The sequence below is a fragment of the Microbacterium sp. No. 7 genome (assembly GCF_001314225.1).
Taxonomy (GTDB): domain Bacteria; phylum Actinomycetota; class Actinomycetes; order Actinomycetales; family Microbacteriaceae; genus Microbacterium.
Genome location: NZ_CP012697.1, coordinates 607,304 through 632,630 on the forward strand (window position 1 = coordinate 607,304; position 25,327 = coordinate 632,630).

A 25,327-nucleotide genomic window follows, 5' to 3' on the forward strand; every position below is an offset into this window, starting at 1 on the left:
CATGGCGACCATCGGAGTGATCGGCCTCGGCCACATCGGCCGGAGGTTCGCGGCGAGCGTGCGCGAGCGCGGTGACCGGCTCGTCGCGTACGACGTCGTCGACGAGGCGTACGCCGCCGTGCCCTGGGCCGAGCGTGCGGGCAGCCCCGCCGAGGTCGGCCGCGAGGCCGACGTCGTGATCGTGTGCGTGCTCACGGCCGCGCAGGTGCGCGAGACGCTCCTCGGCGACGCGGGCGTGCTCTCGTCGGCCCGGGAGGGGCTCGGTGTCGCCGTGACGAGCACGGTGGATCTCGGCACGATCCGAGAGCTCGCGGAGGAGTGCGCCCGCGCCGGCGTGGCGTTCGCGGACTGCGGCGTCACGACCGTGCCGGGCATGGCGCCCGACACGGCGCACAGCGTCGTGTCGCTGGTCGGCCTGGAGGGGGGCGACGGCGTCTTCGACGCCGTCGCGTCGCTCTCGGCCGCGGCGGTGCGCTGCGGCGGCGTCGGGGCGGGGATGGCGACCAAGATCGCGCGCAACCTCGTCACCTACGGCAGCTGGACCGTCGCCTCGGCGGCCGTGCGGCTGCTGCGGGCGGCCGGCGTCGACCCGGCCAGGCTGCGCGAGGCGATCGAGACCGCCGATCCGGACGGCCGCACGATGTTCCTGCTGGAGGACGAGATCGGCTTCGGCGAGGGCACCCGCCCGCGCCGGGAGCGGGTGTCGGGTCTGATCGAGAAGGACCTGTCTGCCGCGGTGGAGCTCGCGCGCGAGGCGCAGGCGCCCTCCGATCTCGCCGAGTTCGTCATCCGCACGCGGGCCGAGACCCTCGGCCTGCGGCACGACCTCGGCGACGAGCCCCGTGAGGACGAGTCGGCATACGAGACCGGGCGGCGATGGATGGACCGCGTCTACGGTCCCGGATTCCACGACCTCGCCGTGCGGCAGGACGGGTCGCCCTACAACCGGGAGACGGTCGAGCACCTGTTCGCGGAGATCTGGAGCCGGCCCGGCCTCTCGCTGCGCGAGCGGCGCCTCCTCGTCATGGGCGCGACGGCCCAGCTCGGGCGGGGCGACCTCATCGAGACGCAGGTGTACGGCGGGCTCGTGAACAGCGAGTTCTCGTACGCCGAGCTCGACGAGATCATGCTCCAGATCACCCCCTACATCGGCTGGGCGAAGTCCAGCGCCGTCAACCGGGGCATCCAGGCGGCGAAGGCCCGCATCGACGCGGCGAACGAAGAAGAAGGAGACGGACGATGACGACCACGTGGGACCGCATGCCGACGGAGCGGCCGTCGAAGCTCGACCCGCCCGAGATCTACGCGGAGATCCGAGAGAGCGACCCGATGGCGCGCGTGCGCTTCCCCAACGGCATGGAGGGGTATCTGGTCACCCGGTTCGACGACGTCGTCGCCGGCTTCGGCAACCCGAACTTCGTCGCCCAGGGCCGCCCGCGGTACGAGGTGGCCGACGCGAACCCCGACACCAAGACGCCCTTCGCGGGCACCTTCGTGAACATGGACGGCGAGGAGCACCACAAGTACCGCCGGCTCCTCACGGCGCGCTTCTCGGTGCGTTACATCCGGCAGAACCTGCAGGAGTTCATCGATCGCACGGTCGACGAGCACCTCGACCGCATCGCGGCGGGGCCGGACGAGTTCGACTTCGTGGCCGACATGGCCCTGAGCGTGCCGTCGCTCGTGATCTGCGAGATCCTCGACGTGCCCGTCGAGGATCGTGCGGCGTTCAACACCGTGTCGGCGAACATGATGGACATGGACCGCGCGCAGGCGCTGCGCGAGCAGGACCAGAAGTGGATCTTCGACTACATCCGCACGCTCCTGGAGCGCAAGCGCAGCGAGGGTGCGACGAAGGGGCTCCTCGCCGAGCTGCTGCAGCAGCAGAAGGAGGCCGACTTCGAGATCACCGACGAGGACCTCGTGCGCATCGGCGGGCTCCTGCTCGTCGCCGGCCACGACACGACGACGATGATGATCTCGCTGTCGATGCTCACGCTGCTGACGATGCCCGAGGCGCGCGCCGCGTTCGCGAGCGGCGAGCCCGTGGGCACGGCCGTCGAGGAGCTGCTGCGCTTCCTGACGATCGTGCACTTCGGCCTTGCGCGCCGCGCCGCGACCGACTTCGAGTTCCTCGGCACGCCCCTCGAGAAGGACGACCTCGTCGTCTTCTCCCTGGTCGGCGCGAACCGCGATCCGCGGATGTATGAGAACCCCGACGCTCTCGACTTCGACCGCCAGGCGCTGCGCCACGTCGCCTTCGGCTTCGGCGTGCACCAGTGCCTCGGGCAGAACGTCGCGCGCGCGGAGATCACCTCGGTGCTCACGAAGACCCTCCAGCGCTTCCCGGACCTGCGCCTCGCGGTCCCCGTCGACGAGGTGCCCATGCACGACCGCTCGACCAACTACGGCGTCGAGAAGCTGTGGGTCGCGAAGTCATGACCAGGGTCGAGTTCGTCCAGCCGGACGGCGAGCCGGTGGTCGTCGAGGGCGACGTGGGCCAGACGGTCATGAGCGTCGCGATCGGCAACGCGGTGCCCGGGATCGTCGGCGAGTGCGGCGGGCAGCTCAGCTGCTCGACGTGCCACGTCTTCGTCGACGAGTCGTGCCGCGAGCTGTTCGGCGAGCCCGACGAGTTCGAAGACGAGATGCTCGACGGCACCGCCGCGCCGCGCGAGGAGGGCTCGCGGCTGTCGTGCCAGATGGTGGTCGGTGAGGCTCCCGTCGTCGTGCGCGTGCCCGAGACGCAGTACTGACATGCCGAGCCTTGCGGGGAAGGTCGCGGTCGTCACGGGCGCGGGCGCGGGATTCGGTGAGGCATTCGTGCGCGATCTCGCGGCCGACGGCGCCCGGGTCGCGGTGCTCGACCTCGACGGCGTTCGCGCCGCCGGGATCGCCGCATCGATCCGGGACGCGGGCGGCGACGCCCTTCCGTTCGGGTGCGACGTCGCCGACGAGGCGGGTATCGCCGATGTCGCACGGCGGATCGGCCAGCAGTGGGGCGGCGTCGACGTCCTCGTCAACAACGCAGGACTGCACAGCGCGGAGTACAACCGCGCCTTCGGCGAGCTCGGCGTCGCACGGACGCGCCGCCTGTTCGACACCAACGTCATGGGCGTGATCGTGTGCACCCTCGCCTTCCGGCCTCTGATGGGGGATCGCGACGGCGCGGCGATCGTCAACCTCTCCTCGGTCGCCGGGTTCAACAGCGCGAACGCCTACGGCGTGTCGAAGCTCGCGGTCCGCGGGCTGACCGTCTCCTTCGCCCAGGAGCTCGCGGCCGACGGCATCCGGGTCAACGCGATCGCCCCCGGTCTGATCGCGACCGAGCGCATCCGCGAGGACTTCCCCGAGGAGATGTTCACGACGTTCGCGCGCGACAGGCAGTGCGTCCACCGCACCGGCGAGGTGCGCGACGTCGTCGCCGCCATGCGCTATCTGTGCTCCGACGCCGCCTCGTTCGTCACGGGCGAGGTCCTGCGCGTCTCAGGCGGCTACCAGCTGTCAGTGTGACGCGCGCGCCAGCCGCGACTCGACCATCGCGCGCATGCCGTCGTGCCAGTGGAACCGGTCGGGCCCGGTGATCGAGATGCGCTTGGACACGTCGAGCGCGATGCCGGGCTGGCTGCCGGGGATCTGGGCGATCTCGATCCGGGGCGTCTTTCCGACAAGGTCGGCCATGTACCGGATCCACTCCTGCGCCGTCACGGTCTCGTCGCCGCCGAAGTTCACGATGAGCGCGGGCACCGTCGCGGCCTCCAGCAGCGCGAGCGCGTGGTCGGCGATGTCCTCCTCGAAGATCGGCTGGTTGGGGGCGGGGTCATGGCGCAGCGTGATGGTCTCATCGGCGAGGAGCCTCTCCAGGTGCTTCATCGCGAGCCCGCCTCCGGGTCCGTACGAGGCGTTCATGCGGCCGATGACGACGGGCACGCCGAACTCGCGCGCGGCGAACCGTGCGACCGCCTCCTGGGAGATCTTTGACACGCCGTAGGTAGGCGTCGTGGGGCTGATCGGGTCGCCGAGCGGGTCGGTCTCGACGTAGCGGTGCCAGGGGTCGGGATGGGGGCGGTACACGCCGGTCGTCGACATCGACAGGATCGACGCGCACGCGCGGAAGTGCGAGATCAGGGCGCCCGTGCCGAGCGCGTTGACCTCGATCGCGCGGTCCCAGTCGGTGCTGGGCCCCATCTGCACGGCGAGGTGCAGCACGTGGTCGAAGTCGGCGGGAATGCCGCTCCAGTCGGGGTCGGCGAGGTCGACGCGCCGCGTCGTGACGCCACGGGACTCGATCTCGCGGCGCCGCTCCTCGTCGCCGAAGCGGGCGACGCCCCAGACCTCGTGGCCGCGCGCGGCGAGGGAGCCGGCGAGCGCGCCCGCGATCTGTCCGGACGCGCCCGTGACGAGCAGCTTCTTCTTCATCGTTTCTCCCTCGGCCGAGCGGGTGCGAGCGGTGTGCGTCGCTTATTAGATAACTGATACAGATGATTGGAGGTTACCCTGTGTGCTGTCCATGTGAAAGGGTGCACCACTGTGCATGCGAGACATAGTTGTATAAGATAACTGTTTAGGTCGCCGCGACGAAGGGCGACCGACTCGAGGGAGAGTGTGCGATGACCCAGCAGTCGACGATCACGCCGGAGACGGGGAAGGCCGCGACGGCGCCGCCGGCCGCGCTGACGATCGAGAACGTCACGAAGTCGTTCAAGCGCGCCAACGGCACGCTGATCAAGCCCGTCGACGACATCTCGCTCACGATCGCCGAGGGCGAGTTCATCGTGCTGCTCGGTCCGTCGGGATGCGGCAAGACCACGCTGCTGCGCTGCATCGCCGGCCTGGAGTCGCCCGACGAGGGCGCCATCGACATCCTCGGCTCGCGCGTCGTGCAGAAGGGCGCGGGGGCGCGCGAGATCGAGGTCGCGCCCGAGCGGCGCAAGCTCGGCATGATCTTCCAGAGCTACGCGCTCTGGCCGCACCTCACGGTCGCCCGCAACGTCTCCTATCCGCTCGAGTCGGCGAAGGTGCCGCGCGCCGAACGGCGCGAGCGCGTCGAGCGCGCCCTCGCGATGGTCGGCGTCTCGGAGGTCGCCGGCCAGCTGCCCGGCCGGCTCTCGGGCGGTCAGCAGCAGCGCGTGTCGCTCGCGCGGGCCCTCGTGGGCGAGCCGCGCCTGATCCTGTTCGACGAGCCGCTGTCGAACGTCGACGCCAAGGTGCGCGAGGAGCTGCGCCTGCAGCTCGTCGAGATGCAGGCGAGGATCGGCTTCACGGCGATCTACGTGACGCACGACCAGGCGGAGGCGATGGAGCTCGCCGACCGCGTCGCCGTGCTGCGCAACGGACGCATCGCCCAGCTCGACCGCCCCGAGGTGGTGTACGAGCACCCGGCATCCCGGTACGTCGCCAAGTTCGTCGGCGTCGCCAACGAGGTGCGCGCCCGCGTGACGCGCGTGGGCGACGACACGCTCGTCGCCCACGTCGGCGGCGTGGAGCACGACCAGGTCCTCCCGCTGCCGACGGGCGGTCGCGCGGTCGCGGCGGGCGACGACGTCTACGTCATCTGGCGCCCTGAGCGCACGGTGCTCGGCGAGCCGGCCGATCGGCCGGGCCTGCGCATCCCGGGCGAGTTCCTGCTCAGCCGCTTCCTCGGCTCGCACTCGGAGGCCATCGTCGACACGGGCGACGGCGAGATCCGCGTGCAGACCCCGCGCACGGTGTCGCTGGCCCGCGGTGAGCGCGTGCACGTGCACGTCGACGTCGACGACCTGCGCGTCTTCCCCGTCGAGGACGAGCGATGACGATCGTCGACATCGCTCCCCCGGTCGCGGCGCCGCGGCGGAAGGCCCGCGTCCGGCTGCGGCCGCTCGACATCGTCGCGATCGTGCTCGGCCTCGCGTTCGGCGTGCTGCTGGTCTTCCCGATCGCGACGGTGCTCATCCAGGTGTTCGTCACGGGCGACACTCCGGGCGTGGAGCCGTTCGCGAACGCGCTCGCGCTGCCCGACATCGGCCAGACGTTCCTCAACACCGCGATCGTCGTCGTGCTCTCCACCGTGCTCGCCGTCGCGATCGCCGTCGGATTCGCGTGGCTCAACGAGCGCACGTCGGCGCGGCTGGGATTCATCGCCTCGGTGCTGCCGCTCACGCCCCTGCTGGTCCCCACCCTCGCGGGCACGGTCGGCTGGGTGTTCCTGCTGGCACCGCGCGCGGGGATCCTCAACGTCGCGCTCCGCGACTACGTCCTGACGCCGCTGGGCATCGCGCCCGCCGAGGGGCCCATCAACATCTTCAGCTTCAGCGGACTCGTCTTCCTCTACATGCTGAACATCATCCCGTTCATCTATCTGCCGGTCTCGGCGGCGCTGTCGCGGCTGGACCCCGCGCTCGAGGAGGCCTCGCGCGTCTCGGGGCGCGGACCCGTCGCGACGCTGTTCCGCGTCACCATCCCCGCGATCCGTCAGGCGATCTTCGGCGGCGTGCTCATCGGCCTGGTGATCGGCCTGGGCACCTTCTCGATCGCCGTGATCGTGGGGACGAGCGCCCGCATCGACGTGCTCGCGGTGCGCGTGTACACGCTGCTGACCCAGTCGTATCCGCCCTACCTCGCCGAGGCCGTGGCCCTGAGCGCCTTCCTGCTCGTGGTCGTCGTCACCCTCTCCGTGCTGCAGCGATGGCTCGGCACCAAGGGCGGGCACGCGCAGATCGGCGGCCGCGGCGTCGGCGCGGCCAAGGTCGACCTCGGAGTCGCGGGCGACATCGTCGCGCGCACGATCATGATCGTCTTCGTCGCGCTGTCGTCCGTCATCCCGCTGCTCGGCCTCGTCTACGTCTCGCTGCGCGGCTACTGGTCGCCCGTCATCACGTTCGAGGGGCTGAGCCTCAACGCCTACAAGACCGTGATGTTCGACAACCGCATCACGAGCCTCGCGCTCGTCAACAGCATCGTGCTGTCGGTCGCCGCCGCGCTCATCACCCTGGTCGTCGCGACGCTCATCACCCTCTACGCAGCCACCCGGGGCGGCTTCCTCGCGCGCGCCCTCGATGCGCTCGCCAAGGCGCCCGGCGGCCTCTCGCACCTCGTCATCGCCGTGGCGTTCCTCGCCGCCCTGGCGCCGCCGCCGTTCCGGATGTCGGGCGGCCTGCTGATCCTGCTGCTCGCCTACATCGTGTTCTACATGCCGCAGGCCTACGTGTCGGCATCCAGCTCGTACGCCCAGCTGTCGAGGGAGCTCAGCGAGGCGTCCGCGATGAGCGGCGCGTCGGAGGTGCGCACCCTGACCCGCATCATCCTCCCGCTCATGCTCCCGGGCCTGGCGGGAGGGGCCGTCGTGCTGTTCGTGCTCAACATGAGCGAGGTCACCGGCTCGGCGCTGCTGTCGGGCACCGGGGCGCCGGTCGTCGGCTTCGTGATGATCGACCTCTGGCAGAACGGCACCTTCCCCACGATCGCCGCGCTCGGCGTGATCATGACGGTCGTCACGACCACCGTCACGCTGCTGCTGATGTTCTTCGGCAACAGGCGGGGAGGCCGCTGACGCGGGCCCGCGGCATCCCGCACAGAGACGACCCCGCGCATCCGCGCACCCGTGCACCAACGAAGGAGAGACACAGGATGAAGCGTTCGGCAGGAAGACTGGCGCTGGCCGCCCTCGCGGTCGCCGCGGCGATGACCGTCGCCGGCTGCTCGTCGACCGGGGGCGACACGCCGCCGGAGACGTCGGAGCCCGGCGGCGACACCGGGCACGCGCAGCTGATCGAGGCCGCGAAGGCGGAGGGATCGCTCGTCTGGTACACGGGCTCGACCGAGTCGGCCGCGCAGGCGCTCGCCGACGCGTTCACCGACGAGTACGGCATCGCCGTGACGATCCAGCGCCTCACCAGCGCCCCGCTCGCGCAGCGCGTCGAGGCCGAGGTGAGCGCGCAGAACGTGCAGGTCGACGTGTTCAGCACCGTCAATGCGGCGTTCTTCGAATCCGCGCGGGCCAACGACTGGTCGGTCGACCTCACCGCCCAGGACATCCCGTCGCTGGAGGGCTTTCCCGCGGAGTACATCCAGGACGACGGCGCGAGCGCCGTGATCGGCATCGGTCCCGACGTCATCGTGTGGAACACCGAGGTGCTCCCCGACTACGAGTTCACGGAGTGGGAGGACCTGATCGACCCCGCGCTGAAGGACAACATCATCCTCACCGACCCGCGGTCGTCGCAGGCGTGGGCCGGATTCTGGAGCGTGCTGCTGCACGACGAGCGATACGGACCCGCCTTCATCGAGGAGTTCGCCGCGCAGGGCATCCGCCAGGTCGTCGACAGCTCCGTGCCCGGCGCGCAGCTCGTCGGCTCGGGGGAGGGCGGCGTGCTCGTCGGATCGACGGTGTCGACGCAGGACGAGCTGATCGCCGCGGGCGCCCCGCTCGAGCAGACGATCACGTCCGACCCCGCGCACGTCTACCTGCAGTACGCCGCGATCGCCACCGAGGCGCCGCACCCGAACGCCGCGCGGCTGTTCCTGGACTTCGCGCTCAGCGAGAAGGGGCAGTCGGTCTACAACGAGGCGCACAAGCAGGCATCCGTGCTCGGCGACATCCCGGGCGCCATCCCGCTGCCCGAGGGCGTGACCGTTCCCGACCCGGAGCAGATCGAGGCCGATCTGCCCGAGGTGCTCAGACTGCTCGGCCTCTGACGGCGCGGTCGCCCGACCCGCACGTCGCCCCACAGAACACCGGAGGAGCATCATGATCACGCTCACGCACACCCCCCTCGCCCGCCGCGCGCGCCGTACGTCCGCCGCCGCCCTCGCCGTCGCGGGCGCCCTGGCCCTCGCCGCGTGCTCGCCGGGTGCGGGCGACGCCCCCGACCCCGCGGCGACCGGGTCGGAGACGGCCGACGACCTCGTGCAGGCGGCGCAGGCCGAGGGCTCGCTCACGTGGTACACGGGGACCACCCCGACGGGAGCCGAGACGGTCGCGCAGGCGTTCGAGGAGGAGTACGGCGTGCGGGTCGACGTCGTCCGCCTCACGAGCAACGAGATCGCGCAGCGCTTCCAGGCCGAGGCGGCGGCGGAGAACACGCAGGCCGACGTGCTGCTCACGGTCGCGGAGACCTTCTTCGTCGACATGCACGAGCAGGGCCTCACCGAGACGCTCGACCCGGCCGACTTCGAGGGCTATCCGGCCGAGTTCGCGCTGCCCGGCGGCGCGGGCCTGACGACGGGCGTCAACCTGCCCGTGATCGTCTACAACACCGACGTGCTCGGCGACGTCGCGCCGCAGACATGGGAGGACCTGCTCGCACCGGAGCTCAAGGGCCAGATCGTCATCGCCGACCCCCGCGGCTCGAACGCGTGGGCGCAGTACTGGAGCGTGCTGCTGCGCGACGAGGGGCTCGGCGAGCCGTTCCTCGAGGCCATCGCCGACCAGGACTTCCTGCTCACCGCGAGCACCGTGCCCGGCACGCAGCTCGTCGGCGCGGGCGAGGGCGGGCTGCTCATCGCCGGCACGCCCGGGTCGACGCAGCCGTCGATCGACCAGGGGCTGCCGCTCGCGATGGTCACGCCGAGCGAGCCGACCGTGACGGGCCGCAACTGGGTCGCCCTGGTGGCCGACGCCCCGCATCCGAACGCGGGCCGGCTGTTCGTGCAGTGGCTCGTCGGTGAGGAGGGGTCGCGCATCTACAACTCCGCGGAGGTCTCGGCGTCGCCGCTGGGCGACCTCGGCGGCGGCGTGCTGAGCCTGCCCGCCGACGCCGTCGCGCCGCCGAGCGCGCAGCAGGTGGAGGAGGACCTGCCCCGCGTCGTCGAACTGCTGCGCCTGCAGTAGCGGCCGGCGGCGGAGAGAAGACGCAAGAGGACCCGAGAGAAAGGCGACCGTCCATGGCGATCGTGAGACGCACACCCCCCGAGCCCCCGCGCGAGAGCGCGGCCGACCGCGGGCACGTCCCCACGGGCGATCCGTACACGGATCTCCCGTGGGACGGCCCGCACACCCCCGTCCTGGGCCACGCCCTCATCACGATGGTCGAGCCCCACGAGGGGCACGAGCACGCATACAACCGGTGGTACGAGGACAGCCACTTCTTCAACGGCGCGCTGCAGGAGCCGTGGATGTTCGCGGGGCGGCGCTGGGTCGCCCCGCGCGCGCTGCAGGAGCTGCGGCGCCCCGCGACGTCGCCCGTCGCCGAGCCGCTCGAGAACGGCAAATACCTCGGCACCTACTGGGTGACGCAGGGGCGCGTCGAGGAGCACAAGCGGTGGACCAGCGCGGCCAACAGCTACCTCGTCTCGATCGGCGACGTGAACCGCGACCGCACGCACGTCTTCACGTCGTTCCAGGACCGCGTCGGCACCGTGTACGTCGACGAGACCGTGCCGCACGACATGTTCTCGCTCATGGACCCGTCGCCGGGCCTCGTGCTGGAGGTCTTCGACGCGCCGAGCGCCGACGAGCGCGGGGCGCTCGAGGACTGGATCCTCGACGAGCACCTGCCGTCGCGCATCACGCCCGGCGGCCCCGTGTGGTGCGCCATCCTGTTCCGGGTGAACCCGCCGTTCAAGGGCATGAAGCCCGAGAACTACGCCGCGCTGCAGGGCGTGGCCAACGAGGGCCGGCGCGTCACCGTGCTGTGGTTCCTCACCGAGGATCCGCGCGCGTGCTGGGACTTCTTCGAACAGGAGATCGAGCTCGCGCACCGCGGCGGGCGCGGTGAGGCGACGCTCGTCGCCCCGTTCGTCCCGGCGCGGATGGGCACGACGCTCTATGAGGACCAGCTGCGATGACCGGTCGCCTGGACGGCCGCATCGCCGTGATCACGGGCGCCGCGAGCGGCCAGGGCGCCGCCGAGGCCCGGCTCTTCGCCGCCGAGGGCGCCGTCGTCGTCCTCACCGACGTCGACGACGCGCGCGGCGCGGAGCTGGCGCGGTCGATCGGCGGGCGCGCCGTCTACCGGCACCTCGACGTCACCCGGGTCGACGAGTGGGCGGATGCCGCGGAGCACGTCTCCCGCGACTTCGGCCGTCTCGACGTGCTCGTCAACAACGCGGGCATCGGGTCGCCGGTCGCGGGGCGGTTCGACGCGCTGCCGATCGAGGACCACCTCCGGCTGTTCGACGTCAACGTGCACGGCGCCTACTACGGGATGCGCGCGATGCTGCCGTTGCTGGAGGAGAGCGGCCGGGAGAGCGGCGGCGGGGCCTCGATCGTCAACATCTCGTCGATCGACGGTCTCGCCGGCATCGCCGGGGTCGCCAGCTATGCGGCGGCCAAGACCGCGCTCACTGGGCTCACGCGCTCCATCGCGCCCGAGCTGGGGCCGCTGGGCATCAGGGTGAACTCCATCCATCCCGGGGTGATCCGCACGCCCATCGTCGACGCGTCGTTCGCCGACGCGGCACGCGGCGCGCGCCTGCGCGGCACGATCTCGCGGCAGGCGATCGCCCGGATGGGGGAGCCCGACGAGGTCGCCGCGCTCGCCCTCTTCCTCGCCTCCGCCGAGTCGTCGTACTGCACGGGCGCCCAGTTCACGGTCGACGGCGGCCACCTCGCCGGCCCCTACCGCGACCCCGTCGGCTACTGACCCACCCCCTCGCCGCCTCGCCCCCTCGCCTGCCCCCCCCGAAAAGGCGAGACTGCACCAGCGCGACGAGACTGCCGTTCAGGCGTGCAGTCTCGTCCCGCTGATGCAGTCTCGCGGGGAGGTGCGGAAGCGGGGCGTGCGGGTCAGCGCAGGTCGAAGTGGGTCAGGTCGGGGGTGTCGAGACGGCGGTAGTAGTCCTCCACGCGCCAGGGGGAGCTGACCAGGTTGCGCTCGCCGCGCATGTAGTAGTTGCGCTCACGCGATGTCGGGTCGGACCACACGAGGTCCTTCGACGCCTCGTCGATCTCGTCGTTGTATCGCGTGAGGGCCTCTTCGGTGACCTCGAAGCTGCTCTTGCCCGCCTCGATCGTCGCGACGATGAGCCGTGCGATGTAGCGCGTCCACTGCTCGAACCACGCCTGGATCGAGGAGCCGGAGCGGGGCTGCGAGTTCGGGCCGTAGAGGACGAGGAAGTTGGGGAACTCGGGCACCAGCATCCCCAGGTAGGCGCGGGGGCCGTCGTAGGCGTTCCACTTGTCCTCGATGGAGCGTCCGCCGCGGCCGTGCACCTCCATCGGCCAGAGGTACTTGTCGACGGCGAACCCGACCGCCGAGACGATCAGGTCGACCTCGATCTCGGTGCCGTCGGCCGTGACGATGCCCTTCTCCGAGATGCGCTCGATGGGGTCGCGCACGAGATCGACGTTGTCGCGCGTGAGGGCGCGATACCAGCCGCTGTCGACGATCATGCGCCGTGCCATCGGCGGGAAGTCGGGGATCAGCTGCTCGGCGAGCTCGGGGTGCCCCTCGAGCTGCCCGTAGATGTAGTCGGTGAGGTTCTTGCGGAACTGGTCGCTGCGCTCGTTGAACAGGCCCCCCTGTGCGACCCAGTCGCGGTCGATCTCCTGGATCGCCTGCGTCGACAGGCCCATCGCGACGGTCGAGTACACGATCCAGTTGCGGTAGTAGGGCACGTTCTTGAGCAGCCAGCGGGTCTCCTCCTCGAGCGGCATGCCGTAGTTCTCGCGCGGGCTGATCCACTGCGGCGTGCGCACGAACGTGTAGACGTGCTGCGCCTCGCGGGCGATGCGGGGCATCGTCTGCACGCCCGTGGAGCCGTTGCCGATGACCGCGACGCGCTTGCCCTCGAGCGAATAGCCCTCGGGCCATGCGGTCGTGTGCAGGATGTCGCCGCGGAAGGTCTCGGCGCCGGGGATCGTGAGCTTCGCGGGGGCGTTGAACAGGCCCGTCGCCGCCGCGACGACCGAGGCGTGCGTCTGCTCGCGGCCGCCGTCGAGCTCGATGTCGAGCGTCCACGTGCCGCTCTTCTCGTCGTAGGCGACGCTCTTCACGTCGCTGTGGAACTGGATGTGCTCATAGACGCCGAGCTCCTTCGCGACGTGCTCCATGTAGTCGCGCACCTGGGCGCCGGTCGCGAAGTACTCGGTCCAGTCGTAGTCCTTGACGAAGCTGAGCTGGTATCCGAAGCTCAGGGTGTCGACGCGGACGTCGGGATACGTGTTGATGCTCCACGTGCCGCCGAGCTCGCCGCGGCGCTCGAAGATCGTGTAGGGGATGCCGAGGCGCTGCAGGTGGATCGCGAGGATCAGGCCGTTGAAGCCGGAGCCGATGATCGCGACGCGGAAGCCCTCGGGGATCCGAGGCTCGTCGACGTGCCACTCCGCCGGCCGGGTGAACTCGTCGAATGCGAGGATGTCGCGGCGGAAGACGAACTCGTCGTCGCTCTCGATCCTGTGGTCCCAGAAGTTCTCCATCATCGCGCGCGCCTCGTCATCGGTGGGCACGCGCGGCGTGAAGCCGGCGGGGCGGTCGAGCAGGAACGCGAGCGCCGCGTCCTTGACCTTCTGCGCGTCCCGCTCGTCCACGTCGATCTTCGTTACCGAGCCGCCGCGCTGGGCGACCCTGGTCAGGCGCACGTCGAGGAGATCGGCGTCGCCCGTCGCCTGGTAGATCGCGAGGCGCAGCGCGTTGAGGTCGGCGTGCGCGATCGCGCGCTGCACCTGCTCCCGCGTGGTCTCGTCGGTGCTCTCCGACTGTGTCTCTGCAATGGTCATGCTCGGCTGGCCTCCCTGGCTATCGTCCTCGAATCGCCCCACAGTGTCGACGGGGACGGCATCCTTGCGTCGGCCGCCGGCATGGGCTCAGGAGAACGGATGCCGGTGTTCGTACTATGGGTGCAATAAGTTTACCATTTGCACTAAGTTGAATGCACATCGAAGCGCTGCGCACCCAGCTGCGCACCCAGGAGGACCAATGACGGAGTATGCGACGATCCTCGTCGACCGCCGCAACGGAGTCGGGTACATCACCCTCGACCGGCCGGAGGCGCTGAACGCGCTGAACGCCGAGCTGATCCGCGAGATCGTCCTCGCGGGCCGGGAGCTCGACGGCGACCCGGACATCGGCGCGATCGTGCTCACGGGCTCGGAGAAGGCCTTCGCGGCCGGCGCCGACATCAAGGAGATGGCGGACAAGGACTTCGTCGACATGTACCTCGACGACCCCTTCGTCACGTGGGGCGACTTCGGCCGCCTGCGCACGCCCGTGATCGCCGCCGTCGCGGGCTTCGCGCTCGGCGGCGGATGCGAGCTCGCGATGATGTGCGACATCATCCTCGCGGCCGACACCGCCCGGTTCGGGCAGCCGGAGGTGAACATCGGCGTGATCCCCGGCATCGGCGGCACGCAGCGTCTGCCGCGCGCGATCGGCCGCTACAAGGCCGCCGAGCTCGTGCTCACCGGACGGCTTATGGGGGCCGAGGAGGCGGAGCGGGCCGGCCTGGTCTCGCGCGTCGTGCCCGCCGACGAGCTGCTCGCCGAGGCGACCAGGGTCGCCGAGGGGATCGCGGCGAGGTCCCGCCCCGTCGTCTACGCCGCCAAGGCCGCGCTCCTCTCCTCGCAGGAGACGACGCTCGCCGAGGGTCTGCGGTACGAGAAACACCTGTTCACGTCGATGTTCGCGCTCGACGACAGGTCCGAGGGCATGGCGGCGTTCCGCGACCGCCGCGAGCCGCAGTTCCGTCATCGCTGAGAGGCTGGACCGATGAGCACAGAGAACCCGGACACGGCCGTCGTCGACTACGCTGCGCGCACGCGGCTCGACGGCCGCACCGTCCTCGTCGTCGGAGCGGGCCAGGGCATCGGTCTGGAGACGAGCCGGGCCGCCGCCGCGCTCGGGGCGCACGTCATCTGCCTCGACCTCGACAGGGGTCTCGCCGAGGCCGCCGCGGCGGAGACGGGCGGGACCGCGAAGGCCGCCGACGTCACGAGCCGTGCCGACGTGGAGCGGCTCTTCGGCGAGATCGAGGCGGAGTTCGGCCGCATCCACGGCATCGCCGACATCATCGGCGCGTCGCAGCTCACGCCGATCGACGAGTACGCCGACGAGGACTGGGAGAGGGCCCTCCGGCTCAACCTCACGCAGGCGTTCTACGTGCTCCAGCTCGGCGCGCGCGTCATGACCGACGGCGGATCGATCGTCTTCGTCGGCTCCGTCTCGGGCCTGCGATCGGCGCCGCAGCACGCGGCGTACGGGGCCGCGAAGGCCGGTCTGCTGAACCTCGTGCGCAGCGCCGCCGTCGAGTACGGGCCGCGCGTCCGGGTCAACGCGGTCTCGCCGGGCCAGATCCGCACGCCGCGGATGCAGGAGCGTCACCGTGACGACGGCTTCTACGAGTATTGGACGGAGCGCACGCCCCTGGGGCGCCCCGGCGAGCCGAGCGACATCGCCTCGGCGCTCATGTTCTTCCTCACCGACCAGTCCGCGTGGGTCAGCGGCGAGGCGCTGCTGGTCGACGGCGGCACCGCCAAGCGCTTCGTCTACGCGAGCTGACCCGTGCCGGAGCCGGCCGGCGTCATCCGTCGGCCGACTCCGAGACGGCGCGCCACTCGCCGACCTCCGCGAGGCGCTCCTCGAACGTCTCGCGCACGAGCCGCACCGCGCCCGTGCCGAGCACGAGCCGGCGGGGCGGCGGATCCGAGGCGAGCGCCCGCAGGATCGCGGCCGCGCCGCGCTCGGGATCGCCCGGCTGGGCGTCCGTCGCATCCACCTCGGCCGCGCGGCGGGCGTCGACGCCGGGGTACACGCCGGGCAGCCGATCGGCGGTGAGCACGCGGGAGCGGCCGAAGAACTGCGTGCGGAAGGCGCCCGGCTCGACCACGAGCACGGGGATGCCGTGGTCGGCGAGCTCGACGCGCAGCACGTTCGACCAGCCCTCGAGGGCGTGCTTCGACGCCGCGTAGTAGGCGGAGCCGACGGCGCCCCGCACGCCGCTCACCGACGACACGTTGACGATCGCGCCGCGCCGCCGCGCGCGCAGCCCGGCGAGCAGTCGTGAGGTCAGCAGCGCAGGGCCGAAGAAGTTCGCGTCGAACTGGGCGCGCGCCTCGGCCTCGGAGGTCTCCTCGACGGCGCCGAGCAGGCCGTAGCCGGCGTTGTTCACGACGACGTCGACGGGGCCCAGCTCCGCCTCGACGCGTGCGACGGCGGCGTCGACGGATGCCGGATCGGCGAGGTCGAGGGCGACGCGCAGCATCCGCTCGTCGCGGGGGAGCCCGTCGAGGCGGCCGAGCTCGCGCGCGGTTCCGGCGACGCGGGCGCCGGCGGCGTGCGCGGCCCGGGCGATGGCCTCGCCCAGGCCCGACGACGCGCCCGTCACGAGCCAGGTGCGATCGGTGAGATGGTCCATAGAGATAGATTAGCTGCCTGATTATCTCGATGGTGGTCCGGTGCTGCGTCGAATCGACGTCGCGCGGCTCGGCGACCACGCCGCCGGATCGCCCGCCGCCGGGTTAGGTCACCCTTATACAGCGGCGGGCGGCCGTGGTCATGTGAGTTGCCTGAGACATGGCAGAATATAGCCCCGGAGGTGGCCGATGAAGATCGTTGTCCTAGTCAAGGAAGTTCCGGACACATACACCGACCGCAAGCTCAGCCTGGAGACCGGGCTCGCGGATCGTGAGGCGTCCGAGCGGGTGCTCGACGAGATCGGTGAGCGCTCGCTCGAAGCAGCGCTCACGTATGCCGACGCCAACGCGGGGACGGAGATCGTCGTGGTCTCCATGGGCGCCGAGGCAGCGGCCGCCTCGATCCGCAAGGGGCTCGCGATGGGTGCGGCCAGCGCCGTGCAGGTCGCCGACGAGGCCCTCGCCGGCGCCGACCTGGGCGTGACCGCCAAGGCGCTCGCCGCCGCGGTCAAGCGCACCGGCTTCGACCTCGTGATCACGGGCAACGTGTCGACCGACGGCTCGGGCGGGCTCATCCCCGCGATGATCGCCGAGCACCTCGGCGTGCCGCACGCGACCGCGCTGACCTCCGTGCAGATTTCGGAGTCCTCCGTCACGGGCACCCGCGTCACCGACGCCGGCGTGGCCACCGTCAAGGCCGACCTGCCCGCGGTCATCTCCGTGACCGAGGCGCTGCCCGACGCGCGCTTCCCCAACTTCAAGGGCATCATGGCGGCCAAGAAGAAGCCGTTCGAGACGGTCTCGCTGGCCGACCTCGGCGTCGAGATCGACCCGACGGTCGCTCCCCAGTCGATCGTGACCGCCATCAGCGAGAAGCCTCCGCGCGGTGCCGGCATCAAGATCGTCGACGAGGGCGACGCGGGCGAGAAGCTCGCCGCATACCTCATCGAGAACCGACTGGCGTAAGGAGCACACCATGACCGATTTCGCCGCAGACTCGATCCTCGTCCTGCTCGACGTCACGCCCGACGGCGCCCTCGCCGGGTCGTCCGCCGGCCTGCTCGGCGCCGCCTCGCTCGTGGGCACGCCCGTCGCCCTCGTCGTCTCCGACAACGCCGACCTGCCCGCCGCCGCGGCGGGGCTCGGCGCCGCGACGGTGCTGACCTCGACGCCCGCCGACGCCAAGGCGCTCTCGGCCGGCGCGGTCGACGCGCTCGCCGCCGCCGTCGAGCTCGTGCGTCCCGACGCCGTGCTCGTCTCCAACTCGATCGACGGCCGCGACATCGCGGGCCGCTTCGCCGCCCGCGTGGGCGCTGCGATCGCGTCCGACGCCGTGGGCGTCGCCCGCGACGACGAGGGCATCGTCGCACAGCACTCCGTCTACGGCGGCGCGTACAACGTCACGAGCGCGGCCACGTTCGGCCCGCTCGTCGTGACGCTGCGCCAGGGCGCCGTCGACGCGCGCGCCGACGCGAAGCCGGTGCAGGTCGAGGCGCTGCAGGTCACGGCCTCCGACAAGCCCGCCGCCGTCGTCGAGTCGTTCGAGGCGCTCGTCGCGACCTCGTCGCGGCCCGAGCTGCGCGGCGCCGCGAAGGTCGTCTCCGGCGGTCGCGGCCTCGGCTCGAAGGACCAGTTCGCTCTCGTCGAGCAGCTCGCCGACGCGCTCGGCGCGGCCGTGGGCGCCTCGCGCGCCGCGGTCGACGCGGGCTACATCCCGCAGTCGCACCAGGTCGGCCAGACGGGCGTGTCCGTGGCGCCGCAGCTCTACATCGCCCTCGGCATCTCGGGCGCGATCCAGCACAAGGCGGGCATGCAGACGTCCAAGACCATCGTCGCCATCAACAAGGACGCCGAGGCGCCGATCTTCGAGGTCGCCGACTTCGGCATCGTCGGCGACCTGTTCACGGTCGTCCCGCAGCTGATCTCCGCCCTCGAGGCGAACAAGGCGAAGTAAGCATGGCGACATACGGCGCGACACTCCGGCGCGGGCTGCCCCGGCGCCCCGGTGGCGACCCGTGGCCGCCCGCCGGCGACGCCCCCCTTGAGGTCGCCGCGCAGGCTGCGGCCCCGGTGACCGCTCCCGCGGCCCCGGCGGCCGAGGCCCCCGCTCCCGCGGCGACGCCCGTCGTCGAGACCCCGGCCGCGCAGGCCCCGGCTCCGGCCGCGCAGGCCCCGGCTGCCGCTGCGGCGCCGGTCGTCGCGGCCGCTCCGGCGGCCACGGTGACGCTGCGGCGCGGGCTGCCGCGTGTGCCCGGCGGCGAGCCGTGGCCCCCGGCATCCACCGTCGTCGTCGCCGCGGCTCCGGCCGCCGCCGCGGCCGTGGCGCCCGCCGCTGCCGCGCCCGCCGAGGTCGCCGCGCCCGCGGAGGCCGCCGCCGCGCCCGCCGCGGCTGCGCCCGTCGCCGTGGCCGCCGGAGGCTCCGGCGTGCAGCTGGCCCCCGCGGGGTCGTCGGTGCGTCGCGGCCTGCCGCGCACGGCCGGCGGAGACCCGTGGCCCCCGGCCGGAACGGTCGTCGCGGCGGTCGCCGCAGCGCCCGTCGCCGCCGCCCCGGTCGCGCAGGCTCCGGCCGCCGGCGTTCCCGCCGCTGCTTCTGCTCCCGCGGCTGCCGCCGCCCCGGCTCCGGCCGCGGCACCCGTCGCCGTCGCCGAGGGTCCGCGCCCGCCGCTGACGCTGCCGCGCACGGTGTGGGCCGGCAAGAACGCCGACACGCGCCCCGCGCCCGTGGAGCGCACGCTCATCGGCCCGTTCAGCAAGGGGCAGTGGGCGATCGTCGTGCTCTTCGGCGGTGCCGCGCTGCTGCTGCTCGCGGCCATGGCCGTGGTCGCCGTGCGCTTCCTGCTGAGCCTCGAGTTCATGCAGGACTTCCAGGCGCGCTTCCCGGGCGAGTACCACCTGCCCGAGGGCGCTCCCGTGGGCTTCCCGGCCTGGCTCGGCTGGCAGCACTTCCTCAACTTCTTCCTGATGACGCTCATCATCCGCTCGGGTCTGCAGATTCGCGGAGAGAAGCGTCCGGCCGCGTTCTGGTCGTCGAAGAAGAACCCGAAGAGCAAGATGAGCCTCACGCAGTGGTTCCACGTGTCGCTCGACGTCCTGTGGCTCGTCAACGGTGCCGTCTTCATCGTGCTGCTCTTCGTGACGGGGCAGTGGATGCGCGTGGTCCCCACGAGCTGGGAGGTCTTCCCCAACGCGCTGTCGGCGGCGCTGCACTACGTGTCGCTCGACTGGCCGACCGAGAACGGCTGGGTCAACTACAACTCGCTGCAGCAGCTGGCCTACTTCACGACGATCTTCATCGCCGCGCCGATCTCTGCGATCACCGGATTCCGGATGAGCGCGATGTGGCCGAAGAACAACGAGAAGCTCAGCAACCTGCTGCCCCTCGAGTTCGTGCGCAAGCTGCACTTCCCCGCGATGCTCTACTTCGTGGCGTTCATCATCATCCACGTGATCCTGGTGTTCGCGACGGGTGCGCTGCGCAACCTCAACCATATGTTCGCGGCACAGGGATCGGTCGACGGCGTCGAGTACGCCGCCAACTGGACGGGCTTCTGGCTCTTCTTCCTGTCGCTCGTCGTCACCGTCGGCGCCGTCATCGCGGCGCGCCCCCTGGTGCTCAGCCCGATCGCCCGACTGTTCGGAAACGTCAGCGGCCGCTGATCACGGCATCCCCGCGCATCGCGCCGGCATCCTCTCTTCGGATGCCGGCGCGATGCGCTTCTCGGCATCCGTCCCCTCGGGGGCCTGCGGGGACAGGGCACCGCGCGCATGAAATATTTGATGCATTCTTGGTAGAGTCGGCAGCAGTCGGCGCCACGGCGAGGGCCGACCGAGACGCGAGGAGTCAATGATGACCGAAGGCCTGTACATCGGCGGACGTTGGGTGGAGCCGCTCTCGACCGCACGCATCGACGTGATCTCTCCGTACACGGAGCAGGTGATCGGCACGGTGCCCGACGCGTCGCGGGAGGACGTCGACCGGGCGGTCGCGGCCGCCCGCGAGGCGTTCGACCGGGGCCCCTGGCCGCGCCTGACGCTCGACGAGCGCATCGCGGCGATGAAGAGGTTCACGGCGCACCTCGCCGAGCGCGAGGCGGAGATCGCGCTCGCGGTGACCGAGGAGATGGGCTGCCCCATCACGCTCTCCAAGACCATGCAGGCGATGGGACCGCGACTCATGCTCGACGCGTTCATCGACGCGGCCCCGCAGGTGCAGTGGAGCCAGGTGCGCCCCGGGGCGATGGGCACCTCGCTCATCACGCGCGAGCCCGTCGGGGTCGTCGCCGCGGTCGTGCCGTGGAACGCGCCGCTGCTGGTCGCCTCGCTCAAGCTCGGCCCGGCCCTGCTGTCGGGCTGCACCGTCGTGCTGAAGACGTCGCCCGAGACGCCGCTGTCGGCACGGTTCTACGCCGACGCCGCCGAGGCCGCGGGACTGCCGGCCGGCGTGCTGAACATCGTCTCGGCCGACCGCGAGAGCAGCGAGTACCTCATCTCGCACCGCGGCGTCGACAAGGTCTCGTTCACGGGGTCGACGGCGGCCGGCCGTCGCATCGCCGAGGTGTGCGGGCGCGACCTGCGCCGCGTCACGCTGGAGCTCGGCGGCAAGTCGGCCGCCGTCGTGCTCGACGACGCCGACTTCGACATCGTGCTGCCGCAGATCCGCGCCCTGTCGCTGCGCAACAGCGGTCAGGTGTGCAGCAACAAGACCCGCATCGTCGTGCCGCGCTCGCGCAAGAAGGAGCTCGTCGACCGCGTCGTCGACATGCTGGAGTCGCTGCACGTGGGCGATCCGAAGGATGCCGTGACCGACATCGGCCCGCTCGTCGCTCAGCGCCAGCGGACGATGGTCGAGCGCTACATCGGCGTCGGCCGCGACGAGGGCGCGCGGCTCGTCACGGGCGGCGGACGCCCCGCCGACCTGGAGCACGGCTGGTTCGTGCAGCCGACGCTGTTCACCGACGTCACGCCCGACATGACGATCGCCCGCGAGGAGATCTTCGGGCCCGTGCTGTCGGTGCTCGAGTACGACACGGTCGACGAGGCGATCGACATCGCCAACGCGACCGACTACGGCCTGAGCGGCTCGGTCTTCGCCTCCGACGTCGGGCGCGCGCTCGAGGTGGCGCGCGGCATGCGCACCGGCACCGTGGAGCTGAACGGCAACGTCGTGGGATTCCAGTCTCCCGTCGGCGGGTTCAAGACCAGCGGCATCGGCCGGGAGGCCGGCGTCGAGGGCTTCGAGGCGTACGTCGAGATCAAGTCGTACGGCATCGGCGCCGACTACGCGGCGAGGCTGTCGGCGCCGTGACCACGATCGTCGACAGGCTCGCGGCCTTCGCGCTGCAGAGCGCGTTCGACACGCTGCCCGACGTCGTGGTCGAGGAGTCGAAGAGGCTCGTGCTCGACTCGGTCGGCTGTGCGATCGGGGCGACCGACCACCCGAAGGGCGCGGCGGGCATCGACTTCGGCCGCCTGCTCGGGGCCGGCGGCACGGACGCCGCGATCCTGGGCACGCGGCACCGCTCGAGCGTCTTCGGCGCCGCCTTCGCGAACGGCGAGCTCATCAACGCCCTCGACTACGACGCGGTCCTGCCGCCGGGGCACGTCGTGCCCTACGTGCTGCCCGGCGCGCTCGCCGAGGCCGAGGCGCGCCGCAGCTCGGGTCGGCGGCTCATCGCGGCCGTCGCGGTGGCGCATGAGATGAGCAACCGCCTCGGCAAGGCGATGGACTATCACCGCACTGTCACGCCCGAGGGCGAGATCGTGCTGTCGCCCGTGCTCGGGTTCAGCAGCACCGTGTTCGGCGCGACCGCGGCGGTCGGCATGCTGCGCGGGCAGGATGCCGAGACCCTGGCGAGCGCGCTCGCGCTGGCCCCGACGATCGCGCCGCCGAACACGATGCGCACGTGGCTGGCGCACGCCCCGGCCACGACGTTCAAGTACCTCCTGGCGGGGGCGCTGACGCAGTCGGCGCTCACCGCCGCCTGCATGGCCGAGCTCGGGCATCGCGGCGACCGGCAGGTGCTCGACGACGCCGAGTTCGGCTACGCGCGCTTCATCGCGACGGGGCGCTGGGAGCCCTCGGAGATCCTTCGCGACCTCGGTGAGCGCTGGGGCTTCCCCGCCGAGCAGGTCTACAAGCCCTACCCGCACTGCCGCGTGCTGCACGGCCTGCTCGACGTCACGGCCAAGGCGGTCGCCGACAACGGCATCGCCGCCGGCGAGATCGAGTCGATCCGCGCATGGGGCGAGGCATGGGTCGAGCATCCGCTGTGGCTCAACCGCGACATCGGGCACGTCGTCGACGCGCAGTTCAGCATCGCGCACGGGCTCGCGCTCGCGGCTCACGGCATCGCGCCCGGTCCGCGCTGGCAGGCGCCGGAGACGGTGAACGATCCGTCGGTGCTCGCCCTCATGGGGCGCGTCGCGTTCGAGCCGCATCCCGAGTGGGCGTCGGCCTACGGCCGCGACCACCGCGTGCGTCCCTCGCGCGTCGAGATCACCGCCCGCGGGCGCGTGTTCGTCGAGGAGGGGGAGATCCCCAAGGGGACGCCCACCGACGATCCGTCGACCGCGATGAGCTGGCAGGAGCTGGCGGCCAAGTTCGAGACCAACGCCGCCGGCCGTCTCTCGCCGGATCAGATCGCCGACGCGATCGCGGTCGTCGCCGAGCTGGATGCCGCCGACGACCCCATGCCCGCCCTCATCCGCGCCGTCACCCCCGCCTGACGGCCCCGCCCCGCGCCCTCCTCCGCCGAGACGGTGGGCTTATCGCCGACGTGGTGTCCTCTTCGCCCAGACGGTGGGTTTCTCGCCGAGACGGTGGACACCGTCTCGGCGAGAAACCCACCATCTCGCGGTGCGAGGGAAACGTGGGGGTGTCAGCGGACGAAGCGGACCTCGGTGAGCGACTCGCCGAGGAAGGGCTCGGTGTGCGAGTGGCCGTCGAGCACGAAACCGTTGCGCACGTAGAAGCGGTGCGCGCGGGGGTTGTCCTCCGCGACCCACAGGTACACGCCCTCGCCGGCGTCGATCACGGCGTCGAACAGCTTCTGGCCGATGCCCGTGCCGTGGAACGAGTCGAGCAGGTAGATGAAGTACAGCTCGCGCTCGCTGGGGGCGTCGCTCTCGCGGGCGGGACCCGAGCCGGCGAAGCCCACGATCTCGCCGTCGACGAGCGCGGCGACCATGCGGTAGTCGTCGCCCTGGTCGGCCCAGTGCGTCCACAGCTCGGCCAGGCGGCGCGGCGACACCTTCTCGAGGGCGGCGGTGCTGATCAGGTGGTCGTAGGTCTGATGCCAGCACTGTGCGTGCACGCGGCCGAGCGCCTCGGCATCCACACTCCGCACGGGGCGGACGATCACATCGATGAGCTCGGCTACCATGGCCGGTACTCTACGTGCGCTCCGAGCAATCGCGAAATCGGCTGTCGGCAAGGGTGGACGAGTACGATCCTGCGGGTGAACGTATGGTGGAGAACGATCCTCACGCTGCTGCGAGCCCGCATGCTGCTGCGTCGCAAGGGGCGCATGCCGATGACGTCGGTGGGCCGGATCCGGCTGCGCACGCTGCCGACGGACATCGATCTGCTCAGGCATATGAACAACGGGCGCTACGCCTCGCTGTTCGACCTCGGGCGCTTCGACCTGCTCGTGCGCACGGGCCTGTGGGATGCCATGAACGCGCGCGGCTGGTACGCGGTCGTCGCCGCCGAGACCGTGTCGTTCCGCAAGTCGCTGGAGCTGTGGCAGCGCTTCACGGTCGAGACGCGGCTGCTCGGGCACGACGACAAGGCCGTCTATCAGGTACACCGCGCCGTGGTCGACGGCGAGGTGTACGCCGAGATGATCGTGCGAGCGCGGTTCCTGCGCCGCGGGGGCGGCGTGCTCCCGATGCAGGAGCTGTTCGCGGCCGTCGGCCGGCCCGACGACCTTCCGCCGCTGCCGGCGTGGGTGAGCGCGTGGGCCGAGGGATCCGCGCTGCCCTCCACGAAGGCGCCCGCGCCCAGCGTGTGGACCTGGTAGCGATGCTCCGGCGCTGACCCCCGCATCGTCCGCGTTGCCGTCCCCGCGAGAGGCCTTGCCGTGCCTTCTTCTTGTAGATTCGATATCGAATACTTTTTGTGCAAACAGCGTCGTTCAGGAGGATGACATGGCTCGCGAGTTCCACAACGTGGTGGAAGGTCAGACGTTCACGGAGGGCGTGCGCTGGCACGACGGCCGTCTGTTCTTCTCCGACCTCTACACGCACCGGGTGCAGTCGGTGCGCGAGGACGGCACCGACCTGCGCCTCGAGGCGCAGCTGGACGACCAGCCCTCCGGACTCGGCTGGCTCCCCGACGGGCGGCTCCTGATCAGCAGCATGCTCGAGTACAAGCTGCTGCGCCGCGAGCACGACGGCAGCCTCGTCGTGCACGCCGATCTCGACGGGCGCATCGTCGGCTGGATGAACGACCTCGCCGTCGACCGTGCGGGCCACGCCTACGTGGGCCACTTCGGCTTCGACCTGTTCGGAGGCGACGCGGTGCGGTCCAACACGCTCCTCCGCGTCGACCCCGACGGCACGGTCGCCGTCGCCGCCGACGACCTGTACTTCCCCAACGGCGGCACCTTCGTGAAGGACGACGTGCTCGTGATCAGCGAGTCGTACGCGAACCGCCTGACCGCCTTCGACGTGCAGCCCGACGGCACCCTCACGGGCCGTCGCGAATGGGCGCGGTTCGGCGACCCCACCGACAACACCGACGCGTTCGGCGCGCTCGGCGACCTGGCCGTCGCGCCCGACGGCACCTCGGCTGTCGACGCCGAGGGCGCCGTGTGGGTCGCCGACTTCACCCACGGGCGCGTGCTGCGCGTGCACCCGGAGCGCGGCGTCGTCGACGAGATCGCCCCGAACGACGGCGTCTTCGCCGCGGCGCTCGGCGGCGAGGACGGTCACACGCTGTTCCTCTGCGTCGCGCCCGGCTTCGACCCCGAGGAGCGCAAGAAGACCACGGAGGGCCGCATCATCGCGACCCGCGTGGAGGTCCCCGCCGCCTGACGCGGCGGCCGGCGCCCCGTGCCG

Annotated in this window: 23 protein-coding genes; 19 read left to right on the top strand and 4 right to left on the bottom strand. The window is 71.3% G+C overall.

What is annotated here, in order from left to right; all coding sequences use genetic code 11:
- Position 1 precedes the first annotated feature (1 nt).
- From AOA12_RS02735 to AOA12_RS02750, 4 genes are read left to right on the top strand one after another with little or no spacing between them, the layout of a single operon-like run.
- A complete protein-coding gene (locus AOA12_RS02735) occupies positions 2-1,243 on the top strand; it encodes an NAD(P)-binding domain-containing protein (RefSeq protein ID WP_054679819.1) in 1,242 nt (413 codons plus the stop codon).
- Complete coding sequence (locus AOA12_RS02740) at positions 1,240-2,442, top strand: cytochrome P450 (RefSeq protein ID WP_054679823.1); 1,203 nt, start codon at positions 1,240-1,242, stop codon at positions 2,440-2,442. The genes AOA12_RS02735 and AOA12_RS02740 overlap by 4 nt, the downstream gene beginning before the upstream one ends.
- Positions 2,439-2,756: a 2Fe-2S iron-sulfur cluster-binding protein gene (locus tag AOA12_RS02745; protein ID WP_054679826.1), complete on the top strand. Its 318-nt coding sequence runs from the start codon at positions 2,439-2,441 to the stop codon at positions 2,754-2,756. The genes AOA12_RS02740 and AOA12_RS02745 overlap by 4 nt, the downstream gene beginning before the upstream one ends.
- Position 2,757: 1 nt before the next feature.
- Positions 2,758-3,513, top strand: coding sequence for an SDR family NAD(P)-dependent oxidoreductase (locus tag AOA12_RS02750; RefSeq protein WP_054679830.1), 756 nt, complete (start codon positions 2,758-2,760; stop codon positions 3,511-3,513).
- On the opposite strand, the gene AOA12_RS02755 is transcribed toward AOA12_RS02750, so the two are convergent.
- Positions 3,505-4,419 (bottom strand): NAD-dependent epimerase/dehydratase family protein, encoded by a 915-nt coding sequence (locus AOA12_RS02755; RefSeq protein ID WP_054679832.1) that lies wholly within the window; start codon positions 4,417-4,419, stop codon positions 3,505-3,507. The genes AOA12_RS02750 and AOA12_RS02755 overlap by 9 nt on opposite strands.
- A gap of 191 nt (positions 4,420-4,610) precedes the next feature.
- Between AOA12_RS02755 and AOA12_RS02760 the strand changes: the two genes are divergently transcribed.
- From AOA12_RS02760 to AOA12_RS02785, 6 genes are all read left to right on the top strand, one after another.
- Positions 4,611-5,792, top strand: coding sequence for an ABC transporter ATP-binding protein (locus AOA12_RS02760; RefSeq protein ID WP_082405877.1), 1,182 nt, complete (start codon positions 4,611-4,613; stop codon positions 5,790-5,792).
- The gene (locus tag AOA12_RS02765) at positions 5,789-7,528 is read left to right on the top strand and encodes an ABC transporter permease (protein WP_054679835.1); all 1,740 of its coding nucleotides are present in this window, start codon (positions 5,789-5,791) and stop codon (positions 7,526-7,528) included. Before AOA12_RS02760 ends, AOA12_RS02765 begins: the two co-directional genes overlap by 4 nt.
- 77 nt (positions 7,529-7,605) lie before the next feature.
- The gene (locus AOA12_RS02770; protein ID WP_054679839.1) at positions 7,606-8,673 is read left to right on the top strand and encodes an ABC transporter substrate-binding protein; all 1,068 of its coding nucleotides are present in this window, start codon (positions 7,606-7,608) and stop codon (positions 8,671-8,673) included.
- 52 nt (positions 8,674-8,725) lie between these two features.
- On the top strand, positions 8,726-9,808 hold the full coding sequence (locus tag AOA12_RS02775; protein WP_054679842.1) for an ABC transporter substrate-binding protein: 1,083 nt from the start codon (positions 8,726-8,728) through the stop codon (positions 9,806-9,808).
- 53 nt (positions 9,809-9,861) lie between these two features.
- Positions 9,862-10,764 carry a hypothetical protein gene (locus AOA12_RS02780; protein WP_197281044.1) on the top strand — a complete coding sequence of 301 codons (903 nt, stop codon included), beginning with the start codon at positions 9,862-9,864 and terminating at the stop codon, positions 10,762-10,764.
- A complete protein-coding gene (locus tag AOA12_RS02785) occupies positions 10,761-11,561 on the top strand; it encodes an SDR family NAD(P)-dependent oxidoreductase (RefSeq protein WP_054679846.1) in 801 nt (266 codons plus the stop codon). The genes AOA12_RS02780 and AOA12_RS02785 overlap by 4 nt, the downstream gene beginning before the upstream one ends.
- 143 nt (positions 11,562-11,704) lie before the next feature.
- Here AOA12_RS02785 and AOA12_RS02790 read toward each other — a convergent pair whose 3' ends face one another.
- Entirely contained in the window at positions 11,705-13,636 is a 1,932-nt protein-coding gene (locus AOA12_RS02790) for a flavin-containing monooxygenase (RefSeq protein ID WP_054679849.1), read from the bottom strand.
- Between the two features lie 199 nt (positions 13,637-13,835).
- On the opposite strand from AOA12_RS02790, the gene AOA12_RS02795 reads away from it, so the two are divergent.
- Positions 13,836-14,612, top strand: coding sequence for an enoyl-CoA hydratase-related protein (locus AOA12_RS02795; RefSeq protein ID WP_054679852.1), 777 nt, complete (start codon positions 13,836-13,838; stop codon positions 14,610-14,612).
- Between the two features lie 12 nt (positions 14,613-14,624).
- The gene (locus AOA12_RS02800) at positions 14,625-15,413 is read left to right on the top strand and encodes an SDR family NAD(P)-dependent oxidoreductase (protein WP_054679855.1); all 789 of its coding nucleotides are present in this window, start codon (positions 14,625-14,627) and stop codon (positions 15,411-15,413) included.
- A 22-nt stretch (positions 15,414-15,435) separates the two neighbouring features.
- Here AOA12_RS02800 and AOA12_RS02805 read toward each other — a convergent pair whose 3' ends face one another.
- On the bottom strand, positions 15,436-16,269 hold the full coding sequence (locus tag AOA12_RS02805; RefSeq protein WP_054679858.1) for an SDR family NAD(P)-dependent oxidoreductase: 834 nt from the start codon (positions 16,267-16,269) through the stop codon (positions 15,436-15,438).
- A 187-nt stretch (positions 16,270-16,456) separates the two neighbouring features.
- Between AOA12_RS02805 and AOA12_RS02810 the strand changes: the two genes are divergently transcribed.
- The 5 genes from AOA12_RS02810 (at position 16,457) to AOA12_RS02830 (ending at position 22,993) form a co-directional block, all read left to right on the top strand.
- On the top strand, positions 16,457-17,233 hold the full coding sequence (locus tag AOA12_RS02810; RefSeq protein WP_054679861.1) for an electron transfer flavoprotein subunit beta/FixA family protein: 777 nt from the start codon (positions 16,457-16,459) through the stop codon (positions 17,231-17,233).
- A 10-nt stretch (positions 17,234-17,243) separates the two neighbouring features.
- Entirely contained in the window at positions 17,244-18,221 is a 978-nt protein-coding gene (locus tag AOA12_RS02815) for an electron transfer flavoprotein subunit alpha/FixB family protein (protein WP_054679864.1), read from the top strand.
- Between the two features lie 2 nt (positions 18,222-18,223).
- Positions 18,224-19,924 (top strand): cytochrome b/b6 domain-containing protein, encoded by a 1,701-nt coding sequence (locus AOA12_RS02820; protein WP_054679867.1) that lies wholly within the window; start codon positions 18,224-18,226, stop codon positions 19,922-19,924.
- Positions 19,925-20,114: 190 nt separating this feature from the next.
- Positions 20,115-21,572 (top strand): aldehyde dehydrogenase, encoded by a 1,458-nt coding sequence (locus AOA12_RS02825; RefSeq protein WP_231637165.1) that lies wholly within the window; start codon positions 20,115-20,117, stop codon positions 21,570-21,572.
- A complete protein-coding gene (locus AOA12_RS02830) occupies positions 21,569-22,993 on the top strand; it encodes an MmgE/PrpD family protein (RefSeq protein WP_054679874.1) in 1,425 nt (474 codons plus the stop codon). Before AOA12_RS02825 ends, AOA12_RS02830 begins: the two co-directional genes overlap by 4 nt.
- Positions 22,994-23,145: 152 nt before the next feature.
- On the opposite strand, the gene AOA12_RS02835 is transcribed toward AOA12_RS02830, so the two are convergent.
- A complete protein-coding gene (locus AOA12_RS02835; RefSeq protein WP_054679876.1) occupies positions 23,146-23,649 on the bottom strand; it encodes a GNAT family N-acetyltransferase in 504 nt (167 codons plus the stop codon).
- Positions 23,650-23,724: 75 nt separating this feature from the next.
- On the opposite strand from AOA12_RS02835, the gene AOA12_RS02840 reads away from it, so the two are divergent.
- Together AOA12_RS02840 and AOA12_RS02845 are read left to right on the top strand one after the other, a co-directional pair.
- Entirely contained in the window at positions 23,725-24,288 is a 564-nt protein-coding gene (locus AOA12_RS02840) for a thioesterase family protein (protein WP_054679879.1), read from the top strand.
- Positions 24,289-24,415: 127 nt separating this feature from the next.
- On the top strand, positions 24,416-25,303 hold the full coding sequence (locus AOA12_RS02845; RefSeq protein ID WP_054679883.1) for an SMP-30/gluconolactonase/LRE family protein: 888 nt from the start codon (positions 24,416-24,418) through the stop codon (positions 25,301-25,303).
- The last annotated feature ends 24 nt before the right edge of the window (positions 25,304-25,327 follow it).